At 68.4% G+C, this 23,824-nt stretch carries 14 protein-coding genes and 1 tRNA gene; 11 read left to right on the top strand and 4 right to left on the bottom strand.

All coding sequences use genetic code 11. From position 1 onward, the window contains the following. Positions 1-49: 49 nt before the first annotated feature. A tRNA-Cys gene (locus VGS97_RS15270) sits at positions 50-121 on the top strand. Between the two features lie 102 nt (positions 122-223). On the opposite strand, the gene VGS97_RS15265 is transcribed toward VGS97_RS15270, so the two are convergent. Next, positions 224-721 carry a hypothetical protein gene (locus tag VGS97_RS15265; RefSeq protein ID WP_326854176.1) on the bottom strand — a complete coding sequence of 166 codons (498 nt, stop codon included), beginning with the start codon at positions 719-721 and terminating at the stop codon, positions 224-226. A gap of 621 nt (positions 722-1,342) precedes the next feature. On the opposite strand from VGS97_RS15265, the gene VGS97_RS15260 reads away from it, so the two are divergent. Further along, positions 1,343-2,947: a hypothetical protein gene (locus VGS97_RS15260; protein WP_326854175.1), complete on the top strand. Its 1,605-nt coding sequence runs from the start codon at positions 1,343-1,345 to the stop codon at positions 2,945-2,947. A 91-nt stretch (positions 2,948-3,038) separates the two neighbouring features. On the opposite strand, the gene VGS97_RS15255 is transcribed toward VGS97_RS15260, so the two are convergent. After that, positions 3,039-5,903, bottom strand: a complete 2,865-nt coding sequence (locus VGS97_RS15255; protein ID WP_326854174.1) for an RICIN domain-containing protein — start codon at positions 5,901-5,903, stop codon at positions 3,039-3,041. Positions 5,904-6,499: 596 nt separating this feature from the next. Here VGS97_RS15255 and VGS97_RS15250 point away from each other — a divergent pair. Together VGS97_RS15250 and VGS97_RS15245 are read left to right on the top strand one after the other, a co-directional pair. After that, positions 6,500-9,922, top strand: a complete 3,423-nt coding sequence (locus VGS97_RS15250) for a glycosyl hydrolase family 95 catalytic domain-containing protein (RefSeq protein WP_414641724.1) — start codon at positions 6,500-6,502, stop codon at positions 9,920-9,922. 155 nt (positions 9,923-10,077) lie between these two features. Continuing rightward, a complete protein-coding gene (locus VGS97_RS15245; RefSeq protein ID WP_326854172.1) occupies positions 10,078-10,785 on the top strand; it encodes an RraA family protein in 708 nt (235 codons plus the stop codon). A gap of 177 nt (positions 10,786-10,962) precedes the next feature. On the opposite strand, the gene VGS97_RS15240 is transcribed toward VGS97_RS15245, so the two are convergent. Further along, positions 10,963-12,012 (bottom strand): LacI family DNA-binding transcriptional regulator, encoded by a 1,050-nt coding sequence (locus tag VGS97_RS15240; RefSeq protein ID WP_326854171.1) that lies wholly within the window; start codon positions 12,010-12,012, stop codon positions 10,963-10,965. Between the two features lie 830 nt (positions 12,013-12,842). Between VGS97_RS15240 and VGS97_RS15235 the strand changes: the two genes are divergently transcribed. The 4 genes from VGS97_RS15235 (at position 12,843) to VGS97_RS15220 (ending at position 20,047) form a co-directional block, all read left to right on the top strand. Then, positions 12,843-16,406 carry a discoidin domain-containing protein gene (locus VGS97_RS15235; RefSeq protein WP_326854170.1) on the top strand — a complete coding sequence of 1,188 codons (3,564 nt, stop codon included), beginning with the start codon at positions 12,843-12,845 and terminating at the stop codon, positions 16,404-16,406. Positions 16,407-16,923: 517 nt separating this feature from the next. Further along, positions 16,924-18,075 (top strand): Gfo/Idh/MocA family oxidoreductase, encoded by a 1,152-nt coding sequence (locus VGS97_RS15230; RefSeq protein ID WP_326854169.1) that lies wholly within the window; start codon positions 16,924-16,926, stop codon positions 18,073-18,075. Further along, a complete protein-coding gene (locus tag VGS97_RS15225) occupies positions 18,072-19,193 on the top strand; it encodes a dihydrodipicolinate synthase family protein (RefSeq protein WP_326854168.1) in 1,122 nt (373 codons plus the stop codon). The genes VGS97_RS15230 and VGS97_RS15225 overlap by 4 nt, the downstream gene beginning before the upstream one ends. Then, the gene (locus VGS97_RS15220) at positions 19,190-20,047 is read left to right on the top strand and encodes a sugar phosphate isomerase/epimerase (protein WP_326854167.1); all 858 of its coding nucleotides are present in this window, start codon (positions 19,190-19,192) and stop codon (positions 20,045-20,047) included. Before VGS97_RS15225 ends, VGS97_RS15220 begins: the two co-directional genes overlap by 4 nt. On the opposite strand, the gene VGS97_RS15215 is transcribed toward VGS97_RS15220, so the two are convergent. Next, a complete protein-coding gene (locus VGS97_RS15215; RefSeq protein WP_326854166.1) occupies positions 20,013-20,423 on the bottom strand; it encodes a VOC family protein in 411 nt (136 codons plus the stop codon). The two genes, VGS97_RS15220 and VGS97_RS15215, sit on opposite strands and share 35 nt — an antisense overlap. 71 nt (positions 20,424-20,494) lie before the next feature. On the opposite strand from VGS97_RS15215, the gene VGS97_RS15210 reads away from it, so the two are divergent. The 3 genes from VGS97_RS15210 (at position 20,495) to VGS97_RS15200 (ending at position 23,306) form a co-directional block, all read left to right on the top strand. Then, entirely contained in the window at positions 20,495-21,568 is a 1,074-nt protein-coding gene (locus tag VGS97_RS15210; protein ID WP_326854165.1) for a LacI family DNA-binding transcriptional regulator, read from the top strand. 95 nt (positions 21,569-21,663) lie between these two features. Further along, positions 21,664-22,758, top strand: coding sequence for an XRE family transcriptional regulator (locus VGS97_RS15205; RefSeq protein ID WP_326854164.1), 1,095 nt, complete (start codon positions 21,664-21,666; stop codon positions 22,756-22,758). Beyond that, positions 22,755-23,306 carry a hypothetical protein gene (locus VGS97_RS15200; RefSeq protein ID WP_326854163.1) on the top strand — a complete coding sequence of 184 codons (552 nt, stop codon included), beginning with the start codon at positions 22,755-22,757 and terminating at the stop codon, positions 23,304-23,306. The genes VGS97_RS15205 and VGS97_RS15200 overlap by 4 nt, the downstream gene beginning before the upstream one ends. The last annotated feature ends 518 nt before the right edge of the window (positions 23,307-23,824 follow it).

Below are 23,824 nucleotides of genomic sequence, written 5' to 3'. Positions count from 1 at the left end.
GGCCGATTCGGGCCCGGTTCGGCGCGACTTCGCGTGTATTGCCCATCCCGGCGGAGTGTCCGAGTGGCTTAGGTCGTGGTTTGCAAAGCCACGTACGCGGGTTCGATTCCCGCCTCCGCCTCCGGTGATGCTGATCCGAGTCCGACGCTCGCGTCAGTGCCAAAGCTCTTACTGCGTCCGCCTGCTGGACCCGGGGTCGCCGGGTCCAGCGTCGGGACCGGGCCTACGGGAGCAATCCCGGCGGCAGCGGCTGCTCGATGGCGAGTTCGGCGCTGCGCTGCGCGACGATCTTGCCGCCCTGGAGGATCTCGACCGTCGCCATCAGTTCGGGCGCGGTGCAACCGCCGGGCACGGTGTACGCCACGTTGCCGGTCGCCACGCTGCCGGGCGCGAGGGTCACCGACTCCAGCAGCGGGTCGATCACGGGGCAGCCCGCCGGCTGGCCGGTGGTGAAGCCCACGAAGTGGGCCAGCCACTCGACGCCCGCAGTCTGCGACACGTTGCTGCAATTGATGATCGTCCCGGTCAGCACGGAGCTCTGCCCGGGGAAGATCGCCGGCGGTTGGAAGGCCAGGTTGGCGATCTGGAGCGTCTGCGAGCCGGTCGAACACAGCGGGGAGGCCGCGGTGGAGGCCTGCGCCGCGGTGGTGGCGCCGCCCACGGCGGCGAACGCGGCCGTGCACGCCAGGATGACGCTCGCGGTGCGGGTGGATCTGCGCATTTCGAAACCCTCCGGTCGAAGGTGGCACAGGACGGTATCAAGGTGGCGTACGGCCGCCGGGACCACAATAGTCGAGGGCTTAATTAGCTCTCTGATTCGGATGCCGCCCGGCGTCGTCCGCACGTCCGGGTCGGGCGGGCCGTCCGGAGGGGGTGAAACGTGGCTGAAACCAACACGGTCCGGGCCGGCTGCGCCGCCTCGAATGCGATGCTCCTCGTCGAGCTGGGCGATAGATGGGATGAATGAGGCCGCAGTCCTGCTGGGCCTGCGTTGTCGGCGAATGTGCGGGTACTGGTATGCGCGGCGCTGATCAGGTTCATCGTCAAGAGAAGACCGGAATCGCGGTGCGCTCCGCGCCCGGCGCGGCCCTGTGAATGCGACAAGATCCTTTCGCAAAGGTAGGTTCTTTCATCTTGACAGGGCGCTCTCGCGGTGGAAACTTCCCGTTCTGACAACGATGTCAGACCCTCGGGCGCCCGACGGGGGTCGCGGCGGCACGCCCACGCCGCCGTATCGAGCCGAGGAGCGTTCCACATGCGCCCATTTCGATTTCGAAGAAGAGGCCTGAATCAGCTCGGGCCCTCCCGGAGGTCCCCGCGCCGGCTGCTTCGTGCCCTGACGGTGGTCGGCCTGCTGGGGTCGGCGCTGTTCGCGGCCGGTGGCGCCGCGCAGGCCGACTACACCGCGTCCAACCTGCCGGACTGGGCGATCGGCCCGTTCACCCGGCAGCCGCAGCCGAACCCGGCCCCGGTGCTGACGCCGGAGTCAGGGGCCTGGGACTCGCAGCACGTGCTCAACCCCGGCGTGGTCTACCGCAACGGCCAGTTCGACATGCTCTACCGCGCGGACGGCGGCGGCCCGGACGCGATCGGGCTCGCCACGAGCACCGACGGGCTGCACTTCACCCACAGCCCGAGCAACCCGGTGCTCACGGGCACCGTACTGCCGTACGAGTCGGGCGGCGTGTTCGACCCGAGGCTGTACGAGCTGAACGGCACGTACTACGCCTTCATCGAGGGCTACAACTGGTCGGTCAGCCCGCCGCAGACGATCATGGAGACCACCTCCACCGACCTGGTGCACTGGACCACGGCGGTGCCGATCATGCACACCAACTACGACCCCGCGGTGGTCACCGACGGCAACGACACCCCCGTGCTGATGAACACCCAGTACGGACCCAGATACGTCATGTACTACGGCGACAGCGACCCGGCCAAGGGCCGCTTCATCGCCTACTCCACCGACATGAAGACCTGGACCAACAACACCGCGTTCAACATGAACTTCCCCCCGGACTACAACCCGTGGGAGATCTGCATCACGGTCACCAACTACCAGACGGTCCAGAACGGCCCGGTCAACCACAATATCGTGATGTTCGTGGCCGGCACGCTGATGGCGCACGGCCGCTGGTACTACGCGATCAGCGAGGTCGAATTCTCCGGCACCAACCCGTCGCAGCAGCTCGGCCAGCTGACCGACACGGCCCTGAGCCCCGCGATGCCGTACGAGATCAACGGCCGCACCGCGAACACCGAGTTCATGAACTCGATCCTGTTCCATAACGGCCAGTGGTACATGTACTACGGCGCCGCCGACACGGTGATCGCCCTGGCGACCGCGCCGCTGCGCTCCGGCGGCCAGGCGGCGTTCACCTCCACCGGCTTCGAGACCGGCCAGCGCCTGCCGGACTGGGTCGACTCGGTGGACAACGGCGGCGGCCAGAGCGGTGGCATCAGCAACGTCGGCCCCTATCCCGGCTACGGACTGGCCGGGCCGGAGGCCGGGATGCGCAACGAGACCACGCACACCGGAAGCACGGCGCTGATGTACTCCGGCAACGCCAACGGCGCCGCCGCCGACTACGCGTACATGCAGATCTTCGACGTGTCGGCGCATCCGCCGGCCATCGACGCCAACACCACGCTGTCTTACTGGATCTATCCGACGAACTCGAACAACAGCACCTGCGTGGCGTTGGACATGGTCTTCAGCGACGGCAGCGCGCTGCGAAACCTCGGCGCGACCGACCAGAACGGCAACCGGCTGCATCCGGCCGGCCAGTGCGGACATCTCACGCTGAACCAGTGGAACCTGGTCACCGCGAAGATCGGCGGTGTCGTCGGCGGCCGGACGCCGGTGCGCATCGATCTCGGCTACGACCAGCCGGGCGGCAGCGGCTCCTACCGCGGCTACGTCGACGACATCAGCTTCAGCGGCTGAGTAAGGCAACTGAAATCTGAGGACTGGAACACCCGTGGGTGGCCGCCGATTCGGGCGGCCACCCACGGGCCCGGGACGGGTCGGTGTGGATTTACGAGAACTGCGACAGCCGGAAGTTCTGCGCCGCGGTGCCGTTACACGTGTAGACCTGCAACTGGACGCCGTTGGCGGTGGACGCGTTCGGGACGTCGAGGCACAGGCCGCTGTTTCGCGCCACGAACGTGTAGTAGCCGCCAGAACCTGCGACCGCCTGCCACTGCTGGTTGGTGCCGCCCCCGTACGACCAGGTCTGCACCGGCGTGCCGGGCGCGGTGGCCGACGGCCCGCCGGTCACGTCCCAGGCCTCGTTCTGCGCGGCCGCGTTGCGGTTGAGCACCTCGTAGTAGCCGCCGCCGGCCGACACGAACTGCCACTGCTGGTTGAGCGACGTGCCGCAGGCCCACTGCTGTACCGCGGTGCCGTTGGCGGTGCCGGAATTGGTGTCGTCCACGCACGAGCCGCTGTTCTGGTTGATGACCTCGTACCAGGCCGAGCTGTTGATGCCGCCGCCGCTCTGCGCCGCGAACGACAGATAGTTGATGTTCCAGCCGCCGGTGTCCTGATCGAGCGTCAGCACCTGCTGCCCGGCCGGCAGCGTGACGTCGGCGGTGACCGTCGCCCAGGTCTGCCAGCCGCCGGTGGCCGGGATGTTCACCGCGCCGCTCAGGTTCGCGCCGGACGAGTCGGACAGGTGCAGCGCTCCGGTCACCGCGGTCGGGGCCGCGAGCCGCAGGCCGACCGTGTACGTCCCGGCCGAGGCCACGTTCACCGTGTAGCGGAACCACTGCCCGGCGCCGGTCCAGCCGACGTCGTAGCCGCCGCCGGTGTCAGAGGTCGTCTCCAGGTCGACGCCGTCGGCCCGATAGGAGTTGGCGTTTCCGTTGACCGACGCGACGTTGTAGCCGACGCCCTGGCCGCCGGTGTCGTAGTTCTCTGCCTGCACGGTGCCCGGGACCGCGGCCGCGGTGCCGCCGTACGGACCCTCAGGGATCGAACCACCCTGCCAGCTGTTGTTGCTGACCGAGGCGGTGAATCCGGTGGAGTCGTCGGCGTACGCGGACATTCCGGAGCGCAGGCCGGTGACCGAGTTGCCGGTGATCGTGGCCGAACCGGACGGCGCCGGATAGTTCGGCGGGGAGATCACGATGCCGTTGCGCCACGGCGAGGTGATCGTGTTGCTCTGCAACTGCGTGTTCGTCGACGTCGAGAAGCCGATCGAGTCATAGACCGAGTCGACGATCGTGTTGTTGCCGACCGTCGCGTTGTCGACCACGCCGGTGCCCTGGCCGTCGCCGCCGTTGCCGATCTGTAGCGCGGGCTGGCCCTGGTTGTAGGCGTTGCCGCCGGACCGGACGACCGTGTTGCCCGACACCGTCGCCGAAGTCAGGTCATTGCCGTTCACGCCGAACCGGCCGACGCCGAGGCCGATGTAGCGGGCCGTGTCGGAGATGTAGTTGTTCTGCACGTGGTGCCCGCCGCCGCCGTAGATCCCGATGCCCTTGCCGCCCCAGGGCGCGATCAGGGAGTTGTTGGTCAGCGTGATGTTGGACATCGGCGTGTAGTAGGTGTTCACGCCGTTGTTGGTGTTGTAGTTCACCGAGTTGATCGCCATCGCGTCGTCGCCGGTGCCGCGCACGAAGTCGTTGGTCGCGGTCAGGTTGTTGCCGACGCTGTTGCCGAGCGAGACGTTGTTCAGGTTGATCCCGTCCGCCCAGACCGGGCCGACCCGGGCGTTGCTCACGGTGCCGCCGGTGCCCGAGGCCCAGTAGCCTGATTCGGTGTGCTGGGTCCAGATGCCGTCCGCGGACCAGTTGGTGCCGGTGGTGTCCATCGCGCCGCCGTCGCCGTCCACGGTCGCGCGGCTGGTGGCGTTCGCGTCGATGTGGAAGTTCGAGACGTGGCACGAGGTCAGGCCGAAGACGGCGCCCAGGCCGACGTTGTTGGGCAGCGGCACCTGGCGGTAGATCTCGCTGTACCACATGCCGGCGCCAGTGATCGTGATGCCGTTGGCGTTCAGCCCGGCGGTGCCCTTGAGGTAGAACGTGCCCTGCGGGATCCAGAGGATCTTGCCCTGGGACTGCGCCTGGTTGATGCAGTTCTGGATCGCGCCGGTGCTGTCCGTCGCGCCGGAGTCGCCGGAGCCGTTGGTCGGGTTGTCGTCCGCCACCGCGCCACAGCTGGTGATCGAGATCGAATTCGCCGGCTGGGAGAGCGGCGCGGGCGGGTTCTCCACGTCGATCACGTCGGCGTCGTAGTACGACGCCGAGTTCGCCGAGTCCTTGACGATCGAGAACGTGCTGCCCGCGGCGATCGGCGTGCCGGTGACGAAGGCGTGCGCCTCGTCCCAGAAGACTCGCGGGTCGCCGTCGGCCGGGTTCTGGTCGTTGCCGTTGTAGTTGTTGTTGCCCTCGTAGAGCCAGGTCTGCTTGGAGTCGACGTTCAGCGCCTGGCGGAACGCGCCGTTGACGTACAGGTCGAGCGTCGACGTCGTGCCGCCTCCGGACGAGGTGTCCGGCATGCTGTAGCGCAGGTTGACGAAGCTGATCGGCCGGCCGGTGTTGTTCGTCCACTGCACGGACTGGCCGGTGCCGGACAGGTGCACGTATGCGTGGCCTGATGCTTCGAGCGCGGCGCTCGAATACTGAGTCGTCGGCGCGGACGTCAGCGAGACGACGGATGCGCCGCCGCCGAGCGAGCCGGCCTCGGCTTCGTAGCTGGTGAACGGCGTCGTCGCGCCGGTGGTGGCCGCCGCGGCGATGGCGTTGTTGGCAGGGGCCGCGTTGGACGACGGTGGGGCTGCGGTGGCCGTGGCGTAGGACGCCCACAGCAGGCCGGCCGCGGCGGATGCGATCAGGACGGGGCGGAAGCGGCGTGGGGAGAGGTGGGTCGTATTCGAGCCTTTGCGCGCGCTGCGCATCGGAAACGCTCCTCGGGTGGCGTGACGATGGACGGAGCCGGGTCGTCGCCCGTCCGCACACAGGCGTCGCAGGACCCGTAGCCGCGGACGCCGCGCGGCGCGGGTCGTCAGGTCGTACGCGAAGCAGGGCCGTGACAGTTCACGAAGAACCGTCATGTCCCGGTTACGGCCGTGTCACGACCGTGTGGCGGTCAAGGTTGCATTCACCCGCTTTGGTGTCAAGAGCAAAGAACCTACCTTTGTTCGATCAAGACGTCTGTTTTGCGGTCTCGGATGATCGATTACTCCCGCACCGACCCGATGTCATGGAGTATTTTCCCAGCTCACTGGATTTTGATATTGCTCTGACCCTGATCTGCTGGTCAATTGCGTTCGAATGCAACCACCTGACCGCTGTTGACATCGGATGTATTGTGTCCCTTGGCTGGTTTGTAGGGCGGCTGACGCGGACGCCGCGCCCTCGCCCGCCGTTCCCGGCTCGGCGCATGCCGGACACGGCAGCAATTCCCGTCACCTTCCGGAAACACCCACCCGCACCGGAGGACCGTGCCTTGAGCGTTCGACGTCCCTTCCGCTTACTCGCCGCCGGCAGCGCAATGGCCGTGACGGTCTCGCTAGTCACCGTCGCCACCGGGCTCTCCCAGCAGGCCTCCGCGGCGACCCCGACCACCGCCTGGCAGAACGGCGCCTTCTCGGTGAACACCGGCGGCGTGGTCTCCCGCTCCGATGTCGTACTCGGCAAGCCGAACACCACGAACAGCCAGTCGCTGCCGCTTGGCAACGGCTCGCTCGGCGTCGCGGCGTGGGCGGCCAACGGCTTCACCGCGCAGCTCAACCGCAGCGACACCCAGCCCAACCGGCTCTCTCCCGGCCAGGTCAACATCCCCGGCCTGTCGACGATCACCTCGGCGTCGAACTTCTCCGGGCACCTGGATCTGTACAACGGGGTGCTGGACGAGTCCGGCGGCGGCATGTCCATGCAGGCCTGGGTTCCGGCCGGCAAGGACGAACTGATCGTCGACGTGGCCGGGGCGAACGCGAGCACCCGGATGACCGCGACCCTGAACCTGTGGAGCGGACGCTCACCGTCCACCGCCGCGTCGGGCGCGGTCGCCAGTTTCGCCCAGACCTGGGTCGACAACTCGCAGACCGGCAACTCCGGCCAGACCTTCGGCGCGATGGCCGCGATCACCGCGGGCGGGCAGAACGTGACCGCGTCGGTGGTCAACTCCACGCAGGTGCAGGTCGCCTTCAACCCGAACAGCAACGGCACGTTCCGTATCGTGGTCGCCTCGCCCAAGTGGACCGGCGGCGACCCGACGGCCACCGCCAACACCCTGATCGGCAGCGACACGACCACCGCGACCTCGTCGCTGCTGTCGACGCAGTCCTCGTGGTGGAACCCGTTCTGGTCCAACAGCGGCCTGATCGAGGCGAACTCCTCGGACGGCACCGCGCAGTACCTGGAGAACCTGCGCACGCTGTACCTGTACGACGAGGCCGCCTCGATGAAGTCCGGCGCCTACCCGGGCAGCCAGGCCGGCGTGGCCGACATGTTCAACGACAACCAGGACCACCAGGACTGGTACCCGGCCGGGTACTGGTTCTGGAACCTGCGCGGGCAGGTCGCCTCGAACATCAGCTCGGGCAACTTCAACCTGAACCTCCCGATCTTCGACATGTACCTCAACGACCTGCCGTCGATCGAGTCGTGGACGAGCGCGCAGATGGGCGGCAAGCCGGGCGCGTGCGTCCCGGAGACGATGCGCTTCAACGGCAACGGCTACTACAACGGCGGCGGCGCCAACTCGAACGCCTCCTGCGCGCAGGCCTCCAGCCCCAGCTACAACGCGCTGAACGTCACCAGCGGCGCCGAGGTGGCGCTGTGGGTCTGGCAGCAGTACCAGGACACCGGCAATCTCAGCTTCCTACAGAAGTACTACCCGATCCTCCAGCAGACCTCGACGTTCCTGTTCAACTACCAGAGTAAGGGCTCTGACAACTTCCTGCACGCCACCGCCAACGCGCACGAGACCCAGTGGGCGGTGAGCGACCCGACCACCGACCTGGCCGCCGACCAGGCGCTGTTCACCGCGGAGGTGTCGGCCGCGACCCTGCTGAACACCGACTCCTCGCTGGCCTCGCAGCTGCGTACCGCGCTGACCGAGATCGAGCCGTACCCGCGCGTCAGCCAGTCGAGCCAGACCACGCTGCTCAACGCGCAGCCGACCTCGGCCTCGGCGGCCGCGAGCTCGGACTCCGCGGGAGCCGACGTGATCGGCATGTCGTACCAGCCGAGCGCGGCGACTCACAACGGCGAGAACATCGGCCTTGAGCCGGTGTGGCCGTACGGCCTGATCGGCGACAGCACGACCGTGAACGGCGACAACCTCACCGCGCTGGCCACCCGCACCTACAACTCCCGGCCGAACCAGAACAACCCGGACTGGAGCTTCGACGCGGTCCAGGCCGCGCGCCTCGACATGGGCAGCCAGGTCGCCTCCGATCTGACCACCGAGACGGAGAACTACCAGTCGTACATCAACGGTCTGGGCAACCTCAGCAGCAACACGGTCGGGAACCAGCCGTACATCGAGCAGGCCTCGACGGTGGCCACCGCGCTGGACGAGGCGCTGGCCACCGACTACGACGGCACGGTGCGCTTCGCCCCGGCCTGGCCGAGCGGCTGGGACGTGTCAGGGACCGTGTACGTGCAGGGCGGCTCTAAGGTCGACGTCCAGGTCGAGGGCGGCACGCTGGCCACGGCGGCGATCCAGGCCGGGTCCACCGCGACGATGACCGTGAAGAACCCGTGGCCGGGCCAGCAGGCCCAGGTGGTCAACGGTTCCACCGGGGCCGTGGTCGTCTCGGCGACGACGGCGAGCACGTTCAGCCTGTCCACCACGGCGGGTACCTCGTACCTGGTCGAGCAGCCCTCGAACCCGACCACGTCGATGGCCTTCTCGCAGGTCACCGGAACAGCGGCGAGCGCGGCCAAGCACCTGGGCGGCAAGGTCCAGATCGGCCTCGACGGAGCCGGCCCGGCGTACGCGAACCTGGCCGCTTCGTTCAACGACGTCGGCATCACCGCCGACACCAACACCGCTCCCGGCAACTTCGACGGCGGCGGCGCGAGCTTCTCGGAAACCGCGCTGACCAACGCGGGCGCCGGGCCCGGCGCGTCGGTCTCGTCCTCCGGCGTCGCGTTCACCTTCCCGAACGTCTCCGCCGGGACCAATGACAACACCGTGGCCGAGGGGCAGACGATCACCCAGTCCGGCAGCGGCACGCTCGGTTTCCTGGTCTCGGCCAGCTACGGCCCGGCCACCGGGACCGGCTCGCTGACCTACACCGATGGCAGCACCCAGAGCTACACCATCACCTCGCCGGACTGGTTCTCGACCACGCCGCCGAGCGGCGGAGCGCTCGCGGTCAGCTCCGCGTATCAGAACCGGCAGGGCAATACGACGTACGCGGGTACCGGCAACATCTTCTCCGTGACCGTCGCGCTCACGTCCGGCAAGTCGCTCGCCTCGGTCACCCTGCCGTCCGGCGGGGCGCTCGCCTCGGGCACGGCGGCCATCCACGTCTTCGCCATCGCGGCCACCGGCGCGGGTTCCACCGGATCGGTGATCAGCCTTCGTGCTCACGCGAACAGCATGATCGTGACGGCGGACAACGCGGGCGCGTCTGCGCTGATCGCGAACCGCACCGCGATCGGCCCGTGGGAGTCGTTCGACCTGATCAACAATCCGGATGGGAGCGTGAGCTTCCGGGCCCACGCGAACAACATGATCGTGACGGCGGACAACGCCGGCGCCTCGCCGCTGATCGCGAACCGCACGGCGATCGGCGCCTGGGAGGAGTTCGACCTGATCAACAACTCCGACGGGAGCGTCAGTTTCCGTGCTCACGCGAACGGTGACATCGTGACGGCGGACAACGCCGGCGCGTCCCCGTTGATCGCGAACCGGACCGCGATCGGCCCGTGGGAGGAGTTCGACCTCATCCACGACTGATCGCCGATGATCGCCGAGATCTGCGCGACGTGGATCAAGGGCGTAGATCAAGGATGTAGGTCAAGGCAGCGTGCCCGCCCCGGAATCAGCGCCGATTCCGGGGCGGGCACGTGTATGTTCGGCGTGGGTCTGGATCGGGTGTCCGGAGGAGAGGCGTGCACGCCGAAGTGCTTCAGCAGCGTTTTGCGACACTGACCACTGCGCACGTCGCGGACGCCTGCATCCGCGCGGGCGTGCCGGTGCGCTGCGGTCCGGCCGCGATGCGCGCGGTCGAGCCCGGCAGTCGGCTGGTCGGCCGCGCGTGCCCCGCCCGGCACGTCGGTAGCGTCGACGTCTTCCTTGAGGCACTTCGGGCGGCCGAGCCGGGCGACGTGCTCGTCGTCGACAACGCCGGACGCACGGACGAGAGCTGCGTCGGCGATCTGGTGGCGCTGGAGGTTCAGGCGGCCGGCCTGGCCGGGATCGTGATCTGGGGCCTGCACCGCGATACGGCGGACATCCGCGCCATCGGCCTGCCGGTCTTCAGCCTCGGTTCGGTGCCCACCGGCCCGCTGCGCCTCGACCCGCGCCCCGCGGACGCGCTGGAGTCGGCGACCGTCGGCGCGTGGACGGTCGATCGCGGCGATCTCGTGCTCGCCGACGACGACGGCGTGCTGTTCGTTCCGGACACTGGCGCCGCGGACCTGTTCGCGCGGGCCGAGGCGATCCGCGACACCGAGCGCCGTCAGGCCACGAACATCCGCGGCGGCCAGACGCTGCGGGAGCAACTCGACTTCGAGGGCTTCCTCGCCGAACGCGCGCAGAACCCGTCCCTCACGTTCCGCGAGCATCTGCGTTCCATCGGCGGAACCATCGAGGAGTGAGAGCGGCCGAGGATTGGTGGCCGACGGGGCTGTTCATGCGGCTGACGCCGCGTGGGCTTGCGGGTTGAGGGCCGAGCGTGGCGGGGCGCAGGAGGCAGTCGCAGCCCCACGCAGCGTCAGCCGCATGAGTGACACCGCGCGGCGACCGGCGCGCGCCCGTCCCCCGGGCGGCTCGGCTCACGCCGACTGGCGCACGACGAGCACGGGATCGAAGATGCGCGAGACGATCGGCCGGTCCGGGTCCTCGATCTGGTCGATCAGGATGCGGGTCATCTCGGCCGCCATGTCCTCGACCGGCTGGCGGACCGTCGTCAGCATCGGCCGGCAGGCGGTGGCCGCGCTGCTGTCGTCGAAGCCGACCAGGGCCACGTCTTCTGGCACGCGGCGGCCGCGGTCGCGCAGGGTCAGCAGCGCGCCCTGAGCCATCAGGTCGTTGGCGGCGAAGATCCCGTCCACGCCGGGGTACTCGCCGAGCAGGTGCTGCGCGGCCGCCTCGCCGCTCTCCAGGGTGAAGTTGCCCTCGACGTACGGGACGTACGGATGGCCGTGGCGTGCCATCGCCTCGCGGAAGCCGGAAAGGCGGTCCTGCGCGGCCGGCACGTCGAGCGGCCCGCAGATCGTCGCGATCCGCCGGCAGCCCCGGCTGAGCAGGTGCTCGGCCGCCAGCCGCGCGCCCTCCCGGTGCGCGACGTCGACGAAGCTGATCGGCAGCGGCATGGCGGGGCGGGCGAACAGCACCGCCTGCAATCCGCTGTCGGGGAACAGGGCGGGCAGCGGGTCGTCGGCGTGTGTGGAGACCAGGATCGCGCCGTCGGCGTTGCCGCGCCGCAGGTAGGCGAGCACGTGCTGGTGATCCTCGTCGGTCTCGGCCGACATCAGCACCGGATGAACCCCGCGCGGTCGCAGGAACCTGCTGACCCCGTTGGCGACCCGGCCGAAGAACGGGTCCGCGAAGACCTCGCGGTTGCGCTCGTCCTCGTCGTCGTCCGGGCTGTCGCCGGCCCCGGACAGCACCAGCGCGATCGTGCCGGTGCGTCGGCCGACCAGCGAGCGGGCCGCGAGGTTGGGGACGTAACCGGTCTCGGCGATGGCCCGCCGGACCGCCTCGCGGACCGCGGGGTCGAAGTTGCGGCTGCCGTTGATGACGCGCGAGACGGTCGACCGCGACAGGCCCGCGACCCGCGCCACGTCCTCCAACGTGGGTGATGGTTGGAGGAGTTCGCTCATGATGGCTTTATAGCACGACTGGAGAGCGCTCCCCGGTTTGCGGGGGCGGGAAATCGTCTCGTGCGCGAGGTGTTCACGGTCCGCCAGTTGATTTCGGGGATTTCGCCCCGTTGCGGTACGGGCGATTTGCTCACTGTGAGGATGGACGGCGGGTCGCATCCCCACAGTGAGCGGTACTCAGAGTGGAGAGCGCTCTCCACTCGTGGGGAATATTCACGCCGGCACCGGCCGTCTGTCAAGAGCCCCGAGCGGGCGTGCGTCGAGCGGACGAGCCGGCCCGGGACTGCGTGGTCGGCGAGTCTTCGCAGGTGGAGCCGGGGCGATGCCGTTCGACCAGCACACCTGCTCGCGGCACTGTGCCGAAGCACCGAGTCCGGACCTGCCAGCGCGGGGCCCGGCCGCGAGGCCGTGAGCGCGGAGTCTTGACGCACCGAAAGACCCGCGTAACACTACAGCAATTGGGAGAGCGCTCTCCAATATCCGCCAATATCGACTCGCCTGTGGTCCACCAGTGCACCGATCAAACCGGCTCATAGCGTGGCACCCACAGGCCGGGAGCTCAGCGCCATCGGGCTGTTGCGCTCAGTCTCCAGCTTCTGACGCCGCGACGGGTCCGCGATCCGATTCGAGAGCTGTGCCGCCCACGCGGCATTGACATGGCGAGGACGTGAGCGTGGCGTCAGCACGATAGAGAGCGCTCTCCAGTGGCGGGGCCGTACGAACCGCCACAGGTCGCGTCTCGGGTGCCATGGCGCGACGCCGCGCGAATGCCCTCGTCTCCCTGTGCCTCGGCATTTTCCGTACCCACGCAGTACGCAGTAGGAGACGGCATGAGAGCCTCACGCAGCGCGTTGACGCGCTGGACCTCCTTACCTCAGCCCTTAAGAGTTCTGATCACTTTCGCCACCGCCATCGGTCTGGCGGCGTACGCGCTCGTCGTGGCCGGCCCCACCGCGCATGCCGCGCCCACGCTGTTGTCGCAGGGGAAGACGGCTACTGCGTCGTCGGTGAATGCTGGGAATCAGGCGTCGTTCGCGGTGGACGGCAACACCGGTACCCGCTGGGAAAGCGCATGGTCTGATCCGCAGTGGTTGCAGGTGGATCTGGGCGGTACCGCCACGATCAGTCAGGTCGTGCTTCAGTGGGAGAGCGCGTCGGGTAAGGCGTATCAGATTCAGACTTCGAATGATGCGGTGAACTGGACGTCGATCTACTCGACGACGACCGGTCCCGGCGGCACGGAGACGCTGAACGTCACCGGCTCCGGCCGGTACGTACGCATGTACGGGACGGTGCGCAACACCGGCTATGGCTACTCGCTGTGGGAGTTCCAGGTCTTCGGCACCATGGGCGCCTCATGCGGCGGCACGAACGCCGCGCTGAACCAGCCCGCGACCGCGTCGTCGGTGAACGCGGCGAATCAGGCGTCGTTCGCGGTGGACGGCAACACCGGTACCCGCTGGGAAAGCGCCTGGGCAGACCCACAGTGGTTGCAGGTCGACCTCGGCTCCAGCGTGAACGTCTGCCAGGTGGTGATCCAGTGGGAGACGGCGTCGGGTAAGGCGTATCAGATTCAGACTTCGAATGACGCGGTGAACTGGACGTCGATCTACTCGACGACGACCGGTCCCGGCGGCACGGAGACGCTGAACATCTCGGGCACCGGGCGGTACATCCGCATGTACGGCACCGCGCGCAACACCGGATACGGCTACTCGATCTGGGAGTTCCAGGTCTTCACCACCGGTGGCAGTCCGTCACCGAGCCCGTCCGCATCAGCGTCCGCATCCCCGTCTCCGTCCGCGTCGTCCACCGGCGGGACCGGCAACTGCACGGACCCGGTCATCTCGGCGTTCCAGCCGGTGGCGGCGTCGTCGTACAACGGCGCCAACGCCCCGGCCGCCGCACTCGATGGCCGCACCACCACGCGGTGGGAGAGCCAGTACAGCGACCCGCAGTGGCTCCAGGTGGACCTCGGCGGGCCGGCCACGATCACCTGTGTCGGGCTGAACTGGGAGACCGCCTACGCGAGCGCGTTCCAGATCCAGGTCTCCAGCGACGCGGTGAACTGGACGTCGATCTACTCCACGAGCACCGGCACCGGTGGCATCCAAACGCTGAACGTCTCAGGCTCCGGCCGGTATGTCCGCATGTATGGCACCGCGCGCGCGACCGGATACGGCTATTCGCTCTGGGAGTTCCAGGTCCACGGCACCGTCAACGCCTCGGGTTCCACGCCGACGATCCTGTCCCCGCCGACTAAGGCCCCTGCGACCACCGGTCAGTTCGCACTGTCAGCCCCCGCCGACAACGCGATGGTGACCAACACCCGCCGACCCGCCTTCACCTGGGCGGCCGTGTCCGGCGCGGCGCACTACCAGGTGTGGATCAACATCAGCCGCACCGACTACGACTGGACCGCGTCAGGCAATCTGCTCGACTGGTACACGAAGGTGGCCGAGCCGACCGGCACCAGCTACACGCCGACCTGGGACCTGCCGGACCGCTGGACGTACAAGTGGTTCGTCGTCGCGGTGTCCGGGACGAACACGACGACGACCTCGAACATCCAGACCTTCAGCCTCTACCTGCCGACCGTCAGCACGGTCAGCGACGGCGTGCCGGTCATCAACGGCATGCGGGACCTGAACAAGGACGGCGTCATCGAGCCGTACGAGGACTGGCACCAGCCGATCGCGACCCGTGTCAACGACCTGCTCTCGCGGATGACGGCGCAGGAGAAGGCCTACCAGATGTTCTACAACAACCAGGTCTACCCGCAGTCCGGCTGGATCTTCGGCCCGGCGCAGCCGAACGACCTGAACAACTACCTGCTGGCCTCGTCCGGGACGCGCCTGGGCATCCCGCCGATCGCGGCCGGCGACACCATCATGGGGTATCAGACCACGTACCCGGCGCAGAGCGCGCTGGCCGCCGGCCGCGACTATCCGCTGGACTACAAGCTCGGCAACATGCAGCGCCAGGAAGAGGTGCAGGCCGGGGCGCGCGGCGTGCTCGGCCCGCTCGCCGAACTCGGTACCAAGGTGATCTACCCGCGCATCCAGGAGGGCAACGGCGAGAACGCCGACGTCGCCGCCGCGCAGGTAAGGGCCCTGATCGCCGGGCTCCAGGGCGGTCCGGAACTGAACGACCAGTCCGTGCTGGTGACCGTCAAGCACTGGCCCGGCGAGGGCGCGGGCGGTGAATCAGGCATCACCTACGACGCGACCACGATCAAGTACACGATGATCCCGTGGACGGCGGCGATCGAGGCGAACGCCGGCAGCATCATGACCGGTTACGCCGGAGCCGCCTACCTCGACCCGACCGGCACGGGCGCCGGCAACAGCGCCCCGATCATCAACTACCTGCGCCAGAACATGGGCTACACCGGTCTGATCACGACCGACTGGCTGCCCTACGGCGGCTGGATCAGCGCCGCGCAGGCGGGCGCGGACGTCATGGGCGGCGCCGACCCGGGCTCCACCGGGTTCTCGATGACGGACTTCATGAACCAGGTGCCGCAGAGCCGGATCGACGACTCGGTGCGCCAGATCCTCACGGTGAAGTTCAAGCTTGGCCTGTTCGACAACCCCTACGGCGACCCGGCGAACGCGCCGTACCGCTTCCATCAGCCCTCGTACGTAGCGTTGGCGAACCAGGCGTCGCGCGAGTCCATGACGCTGTTGAAGAACGACGGCGTGCTGCCGGTCAAGCTGAACGCGGGCGACAACATCGTGGTGACCGGCGCGCGCGGCGCGGACGGTCCCGCGTGCTGCCTGTGGACCAGCTACTTCCACCCCGAGTACGGCTCGCTGGACTTCCTCGACGCGATCAAGGCGAGAGCGGCGCAGGCCGGAGTGAACGTGTATCAGGACACATCGCCGACCACGCCGAAACTCGCCATCGTCGCGGTCGGTGAGGCCTCTTACACACACGCGACGAACTGGCCCAACACACAGCCGTACCTGCCGCCGGACCAGGTTTCGATCATCCAGAACTTCAAGAACCAGGGCATCCCGGTGGTCGTGCTGCTGGTGCTGCCGAGGCCGTATGTGATCTCGGACTGGAACGGCCTGGCCGACGCCGTCGTGGTCACCTATCGCGGCGGCGAGGAGATGGGTCCGGCCGCGGCCAGCCTGCTGTTCGGCGACTACACGCCGTCCGGCAAGCTCCCCTGGCAGTTGCCTGCGAACACGGGCCAGGTCCTGACCGGCGGTCTCACGGACACCCTGGCCGACGCGGTGGACCACTGGGATCTGCCGTACGACATGGGCGCCACGTCCGCCGAGATCACGGACATCCGTTCGCACATAGCGGCGGGCCAGTCCGTACCGACGACCTACGGAACCCCGCTCTATCCCTACGGCGCGGGACTACAGGGTTGGCATTAGCGGACTGACATAGGGAGACCGACGCTCCCCGCCCCGGCGATCAGGGGCGGGGTTCCCTCGGATGGTGTAGCCGATCAAGCCGGTTGGACGCACACGCAAACCGTGACCAGTGGGTTGGTACGGAAGCGGCCGGTGCTACAAGATCGACTACACCATGACGAGGGGACACGGTTCGATCAGGGCGGGGAGCGTCAGTTCTCGATGGTGTAGCTCGGGTTGAGTGACTGGCCGGTACAGCGCACGTCACGAGTGTGACGCAGCAGTGATGAGCAGCAGTAATGAAACTGGAGCGTTGGCCCCGCTACTGGTCAGGTCGAGAATCGGTCACTCGGCCGGAGCTACATCCGTTCTCGATCGGGCTTGATCAAGCGCCCGGCAAGCACCCCTGGTCATCAGGCATTCGTGGTCTTTCATGGCCGTCCCTCAAGAGGCCGTCTTCGACCGTCCAACCTTGACCACCGCTCCCGGCTCCTCCTAGGCTTCCGACTGGAAAGCGCTTTCCGGAATGGAGCCGCACATGACCCGACGCGTCGTCGAGATCGCCCTGAACGGTGTCACCGGCCGGATGGGCTACAACCAGCACCTGGTCCGCTCGATCCTGGCGATCCGCGAGGCCGGCGGCCTGATGCTGCCCGACGGCACGCTGGTGTGGCCTGAGCCGCTCCTGGTCGGCCGCAACGCGGACAAGCTGCGCGACATCGCCGAGCGGCACGGCCTGAAGCGGTGGACGACGTCGCTCGACGAGGCGCTGGCCGACCCGGCGATCGAGGTCTACTTCGACGCGCAGCTCACCTCGCAGCGGCAGTCCGCGCTACGTGCCGCGATCGGGGCAGGCAAGCACGTCTACGCCGAGAAGCCGCTCGCCGAGACGATGGACGACGCGCTCGCGGTGGCCAGACTCGCCGACGAGGCGGGCGTCAAGGGCGGCGTCGTGCAGGACAAGCTGTTCCTGCCGGGCCTGCTGAAGCTGCGGCGGCTGGTCGAGGGCGGGTTTTTCGGCAGGGTGCTGTCGGTGCGCGGAGAGTTCGGGTACTGGGTCTTCGAGGGGGACTGGCAGCCAGCGCAGCGTCCGTCGTGGAACTACCGGGCCGAGGACGGCGGCGGGATCCTGCTGGACATGGTCCCGCACTGGCAGTACCTGCTGGAAGGCCTGCTGGCGCCGGTGCGCTCGGTCTATGCGCAGGCTGCGACGCACATACCCGAACGCTTCGACGAGCGCGGCGAGCGATACGCGGCCACGGCGGACGACGCGGCGTACCTCGTGTTCGAGCTCGAAGGCGGCGTCGTGGCGCAGATCAACTCGTCGTGGGCGGTGCGCGTGCACCGGGACGAACTGGTGGAGTTCCAGGTGGACGGCACGCTGGGCAGCGCGGTGGCCGGGCTGTGGGGCTGCCGCGTCCAGCCGCGAGCCGCCACCGCGCGAGCGGTGTGGAACCCTGATGTACCCGCCACGGAGCAGTACCGGGCGCACTGGCAGACCGTGCCGGACAACCACGTGTTCGACAACGCATTCAAGTCACAGTGGGAGGCGTTCCTCGCGCACGTGGTCGTCGGCACACCGTTTCCGCACGATCTGTACGCCGGGGCGCGCGGCGTGCAACTTGCCGAACTGGCCGTGCTTTCCGCTCGCGAGGGCCGTCGCATCCCCGTTCCGGAGCCGGCCCGATGACCGTGCCCCCGACGCAGAGCGCGACTTCCGACGCTACGGCCCGCAGCCGCGTCATGTTCGCCGCCGCACACGTCGTTGCCGACCCGGCGGTACCTCAGGGTCCCGACACACCTGCCGCCGTCGACTGGGATGCGACGCTCGCGTTCCGTCGCCACCTGTGGTCGCTGGGCTTGGGCGTGGCCGACGCGATGGACACCGCGCAACGCGGAGCAGGCCTGGACTGGCCGGCGGCCCGGAAGTTGATCGCGCGCTGCGGCGCCGAGGCCCGCGCCGTCGGCGGACTGCTCGCCTGCGGCGCGGGCACCGACCAACTCGATCCCGCCGAGGAACCGACCATCGCGCGCATCGTCGCAGCGTACGAACAGCAGATCGAAGTGGTCGAAGACGCCGGGGCGCAGGTCGTGCTCATGGCCAGCCGAGCGCTCGCCGCGATCGCGCGCGGACCCGAGGCCGGCGCCGTCTACGCCGAGGTGTATGGCAGGCTGCTGCCGCAGTTGCGTCAGCCCGCGATCCTGCACTGGCTCGGCACGCCCTTCGATCCGGCGCTGGAGGGCTACTGGGGCTCGCCCGACCTGGACGTCGCCGCCGCCCGCCTGCTCGGGATCATTCGCGCGCACGCCGCGCAGGTCGACGGCGTGAAGGTCTCGCTCCTCGACTCCGCCCGCGAAATCGCCATTCGCAGAGCCCTCCCAGCCGGCGTGCGCCTCTACACCGGCGACGACTTCCACTACCCCGAGCTGATCAAGGGCGACGAACACGGCTTCAGCCACGCGCTGCTCGGCATCTTCGACCCGATAGCCGCGCAGGCCGCCGCCGCACTGGCCGTGCTGGACCAGGGCGACACAGCAGCCTTCGACGCGATCCTCGGTCCGACGGTCCCGCTGTCCCGCCATCTGTTCAGCGCGCCGACCAGCAGATACAAGACCGGTGTGGTCTTCCTGGCCTACCTGGCCGGCCACCAGGACCACTTCACGATGATCGCCGGGGCACAACGCAATCGCTCCACCGAGCACCTGGCCGAGCTGCACCGCCTGGCTCAGCAGGCGAACATCCTCCCCGATCCCGAACTCGCCAGGGACCGCATGAACAAGATCCTCACCGACGGCGGGCACTCATGACCGCCCCCGGCCTTGAGCGCTTGGCCCTCAACACCGCGACCACCAAACGCTGGACCGCCGCCGAGGCGATCGAAGGCTGCGTACGCGCCGCAATCCCCGCCGTCGGCCTGTGGCGTGACCAGGTAGCCGCCACCGGCCTGAGCAGGACGGCGGAGCTTTCGCGGGCAGCCGGAATCGCCGTGACGAGCCTGTGCCGCGGCGGGTTCTTCACCGCCGCCGACGCGCACGGCCGTGCCGCCGCGATCGAGGACAACCGGCGGGCCGTCGAGGAGGCGGCGACGCTCGGCACCGACGTCCTGGTCCTGGTCTGCGGCGGCCTGCCGCCTGGCAGCCGTGACCTGCCCGGCGCGCGGCAGATGGTCGCCGACGGTATCGCCGAAGTCGCCCCCTTCGCCGCGCAACACGGCGTGCGTCTCGCCATCGAGCCGCTGCATCCGATGTTCTGCGCCGACCGCGCGGTCGTCTCCACGCTCGGACAGGCCCTCGACATGGCCGAATCCGTCGATCCCGGGCCCGCGTCGCCGAACGCGGTGGCGCCGGCCGTCGGCGTGGTCGTGGACACCTACCACCTCTGGTGGGATCCGCAGCTGTTTGCGATGATCGACCGGGCCGGCCCGCGCATCCTGGCCTTCCAGGTCTGTGACTGGGTCCTACCGCTGCCCGCCGACGCGCTACTCGGCCGTGGCCATGTCGGCGACGGTTGCATCGACATCCGTGCCATCGCCGACGCCGTCACCGCCGCGGGCTACCGCGGTTACACAGAGGTTGAGATCTTCAACCAAGAGGTCTGGGACACGCCGGGCGACGAGACGCTCCGCATCATGGCCGACCGGCATCGTCAGTACCTGACGTAGTCTGTCCGTGGCTGGTGTCGATCACGCAGAACCGGTTGCCGTCGGGATCGGCGAGCACGATGAAGTCCGCGTTCTGCGGATAGAGATCCCAGTCGACACGTTCGGCGCCGATCGACACCAGGCGGTCGACCTCGGCGGCTTGGTCGGCGGTGTTCGCTGCGTACAAGTCCAAGTGCACGCGTGGATGTTCTTGCAGCGGAGTATCGCTCAGCGCCAGCGAGAGCCGCGGCCCCTCTGCGTGCCCCCGGCGCGGCACCAGCACCACCCAGGTGTCCTCGATCTCGTCGCGCGGACGGTATCCGAGTGCTTCCATCCAGAACGCCGCCGCGCGCCGCACGTCCGAGACGCCCATCACGACCGAGCCGATTCGCAGCATGTGTCCATTCTGGCGCGGTGTTGACGACACTGTGGTGACGGCGCCGTCTGCGCGCCGTTATCCTCGACGCGATGACAACGCTGTCAGGCGGCACCGAGAGGGAAGGCCGCGATGAGGGGGCCGCGATGACCGGGCACACGCCCACCGAGCCGAACCGGCCGACGCTGCGGCAGGTCGCCGAGCTGTCCGAGGTCAGCCTCAAGACCGCCTCGCGAGTGTTCAACGGAGCGCAGTACGTCGCGCCCGACACGGCCGCCCGGGTGCGCGCCGCGGCCGAGCAACTCGGCTTCCGGCCCAACACGATCGCCCGCGAACTGCGCGCCGGCGCGCGTTCCGCGCTGGTCGGCCTGATCATCGGCGACGTGGCGAACCCGTTCTACGCCCGGATCGCCCGAGGCGCCGAGCGCAAGCTGCGCGCCGCCGGCCTGAGGCTGATCAGCGCGAGCAGTGACGAGGACCCGTCGCTGGAGCGAGCGCTGGTCTCGGACCTGCTGGAGCGCCGGGTCAGCGCGATGCTCATCGTCTCCAGCGAGACGGACCACGGATACCTCCAGGCCGAGCGCAGCCTCGGCACCCCGCTGGTCTTCCTGGACCGCGCACCGCACGACATCGACGCCGACGCCGTCGTACTGGACAACCGCGGCGGCATCACCGACGCGGTGCACCACCTGCTGCGGCACGGCCACCGCCGCATCGCGTTCGTCGGCGACCTGAACCGGCTCCCCACGCACTTGGAGCGCGTCGCAGCCTTCGAAGAAGCACTCGCCGAGGCCGGCATCGCCGACTGGAACGTGTACGCCCGCGACGGCGCCCACGACGCGGAGGCCGCCGAATCCGAGGTCCGCGCGCTACTCGCCCTCCCACGCCCTCCCACCGCCCTGATCACCGCGAACAACCGCATCACGACCGGCGCACTGCGCGCATTGCGCGGCCGGGATCAGCCACCGGCACTCATCGGCTTCGACGACTTCGACCTGGCCGACCTGCTGGACGTCACGGTGATCGCACACGACCCCGAGCGCATGGGTGAACTCGGCGTCGAGCTGCTCCTCGACCGGCTGGCCGGACGCGAGGACCCCGCACGCAGAGTCCTGATGCCGACCCGCCTGCTGCCCCGCGGCTCAGGCGAGCGCCGCGCCGGGTAGCTCGGATGCGTGTGGAAGAGCATGCTTCAACCCATCTGGGTGACTGGGCGTACAGAGCGCTATCGAAAAGTTCGCGCGCGTGCGAAAATCGCACCGTGAGCGATCAGCTGGACTGGGTGGACATCGGAGCCAGACTTCGGCAATCACGGATTGCCGCCGGGCTCTCCCAGGATCAGCTGGCCCGGGCCATCGGCCTGGAACGAACCATGGTGGCCAAGGCCGAAGCAGGCGTCCGTCGGCTTGACGCCTTGGAGTTGTCGCGAGTCGCCGCCGTGCTCGGGCTGCCGATGGCTCATTTCCTCGCACGACCACCAGCGGTTCTCTCTCGGCGTACCGAGCTTGCGGAGGATGCGAACGCAGACGCGGCACGTAACGCGTACCTGCTTGAAGCTGAGCTGGCATCGTGGCTTCGCGATGTCCGGCAGCTCATCGGTCTCGGCGTACTGGATCATGCTCGGCCGGTGCGTTATCCCGGAGCGATCAGGGATGCGGCGGACGCTCGCGACGCTGCGACCTGGCTCCGCAACGAACTCGGCGCGGGGAACGATCCATTGGGGTCTCTCCTGCAACTGTGCGAGACTGCCGGGCAACTGCTTCTGGCCGCTGACGTTCCAGGAGAAGGCGCCTCTGCACTCGACGGCGACCTTGCGGTGTGCGTGGTGAGCAGCCGGAGCGAACCTGGCAGGCGCCGTTCGACCGCTGCGCACGAACTCGGACATCTCGTCATCGGTGACGAATACTCGACAGATCTCGCGGTCCACAGTTCGCGGGAGGATCGCGAGCGCGCCGTGGACGCCTTCGCCGCCGAATTGCTGCTGCCTTCAGCAGCGGTGAGTCACGCGGTTGCGGCCTCGTCGCTGGAGGGCACCCGTACCGCCCTGGTACGGCTTGCGGCCGTGTACCGGACATCCTGGTCCCTGGTCCTGCGCCAGGCCGAGCGTGCCGGGGTCATCGATCAGCGGCAGTCGCTCGCCTCTCGGGTGCCTACCCGCGCAGAGCTCATGGACGCCGCCGGTTGGGTGCCGGAACCGGATCTGGAGCAGCTTCGCGTGCCGCCCTCGGTAGCCGCTGCTGTGATGAAGGCATGGCGGAGAGGGTTGATCACTCCTGCCCGGGCCGAGGAGCTCAGTCGAGGCCAGATCAGCGCGGATGACCTCGCTTTCGCGAGTGACGTGGGCGAAAAGCCGTGAGCGCCGACGCTGTTGCGCAACGAGGGCTTGTCTTCGACACGATGGTGCTCAGCGCGTTTGCCGAGGCGGATCGCCTCGATGTTCTCGGCAACCTGCTCGTCGGCGACATGTGCTATGTGACGGATATCGTCCGCGATGAGATCCGGCGTGGCCGGGCGCAGTGTCCGCTGCTTTCGGCCGTCGAGAACGCCGAGTGGCTTGGAAGCGGGCATCTCGCCACCGACGCCGAGCTGCTCGCCTTCATCCGCTGGACCGACCGCGTCGGTTCAGGCGAGCGCGATCAGGGTGAAGCGAGCGTCTTCGCATTCGCAGAGGTTCACAGCGTGACCGCGATAACGGATGACCGCTCAGCCACTCGTGTCGCACGGACCTATGGTTTGGATGTGCACGGATCCTTGTGGCTCATCGCCGGTTTCTGCGCCGTAGGCAAACTGACCGAACATGCGGCGAGCGGCCTCATCGAAACGCTGCGAGCAGTCGGACTGCGGCTGCCGTGCACTGGCAGTCAGTTCCCGGCCTGGGCGAGGGTGAACGGATTGTTTGCCTAGCTTCCTCAGCCCAGTACCGAGTAACCTTCGACACATACCACCCGGCCCCTCTGGGGCCGGGTTTTCTGTTGTCGGATGGCACCTGCGTTCGTCGGCAGGGCTGCGTGAGCCAATGGAGGTAGCGGCGGGCGGCTCGCAGTGAAGTGAGGAGCCGTGTGGTGCGTGGCCGTATTCGGTTCCGGCGGAGCCGGGCGGGCCGCAAGTGGTTGCGCGATGTGGGCGTGGCGCGCGTGGCCGGGCGTGTGAGGTGTTGCGGATCGGTCTCACGATCCGGACGGTGGGGCGGGGAATTTCGGGTGGTTGGGGCGCGGATTTTTGCGGGGGCGCGAACAAGGGGCTGACCAGTGCGGTTCCGCAACGGCGGGACGGTTCGGGGCGGTGGGGCGGGGTGGTTGCGGAACTTCTGGGAAATCTTGACAGCGCGTCGCGCCGCGGTCAGCCTCTCCTCAGAGCGCTCTCCCCTCGCGTAGTACCCACTACAACGTGAGGAAGTCACATGGCTGTAAGCCAACGGGTGT

Source organism: Actinocrinis sp. (assembly GCF_035946395.1).
Lineage (GTDB): Bacteria > Actinomycetota > Actinomycetes > Streptomycetales > Catenulisporaceae > Actinocrinis.
The sequence above is the reverse complement of the archived record's forward strand: the minus strand, read 5'-3'. Positions and strand labels throughout refer to the sequence as shown.

Excerpts from the sequence above, each read along its gene's own strand:
- VGS97_RS15210 (WP_326854165.1), top strand. The coding sequence starts at position 20,495 with ATGACAACGCTGTCAGGCGGCACCGAGAGGGAAGGCCGCGATGAGGGG.
- VGS97_RS15255 (WP_326854174.1), bottom strand. The coding sequence starts at position 5,903 with ATGCGCAGCGCGCGCAAAGGCTCGAATACGACCCACCTCTCCCCACGC.
- VGS97_RS15220 (WP_326854167.1), top strand. The coding sequence starts at position 19,190 with ATGACCGCCCCCGGCCTTGAGCGCTTGGCCCTCAACACCGCGACCACC.
- VGS97_RS15265 (WP_326854176.1), bottom strand. The coding sequence starts at position 721 with ATGCGCAGATCCACCCGCACCGCGAGCGTCATCCTGGCGTGCACGGCC.
- VGS97_RS15215 (WP_326854166.1), bottom strand. The coding sequence starts at position 20,423 with ATGCTGCGAATCGGCTCGGTCGTGATGGGCGTCTCGGACGTGCGGCGC.
- VGS97_RS15250 (WP_414641724.1), top strand. The coding sequence starts at position 6,500 with ATGGCCGTGACGGTCTCGCTAGTCACCGTCGCCACCGGGCTCTCCCAG.
- VGS97_RS15235 (WP_326854170.1), top strand. The coding sequence starts at position 12,843 with ATGAGAGCCTCACGCAGCGCGTTGACGCGCTGGACCTCCTTACCTCAG.
- VGS97_RS15225 (WP_326854168.1), top strand. The coding sequence starts at position 18,072 with ATGACCGTGCCCCCGACGCAGAGCGCGACTTCCGACGCTACGGCCCGC.
- VGS97_RS15230 (WP_326854169.1), top strand. The coding sequence starts at position 16,924 with ATGACCCGACGCGTCGTCGAGATCGCCCTGAACGGTGTCACCGGCCGG.
- VGS97_RS15240 (WP_326854171.1), bottom strand. The coding sequence starts at position 12,012 with ATGAGCGAACTCCTCCAACCATCACCCACGTTGGAGGACGTGGCGCGG.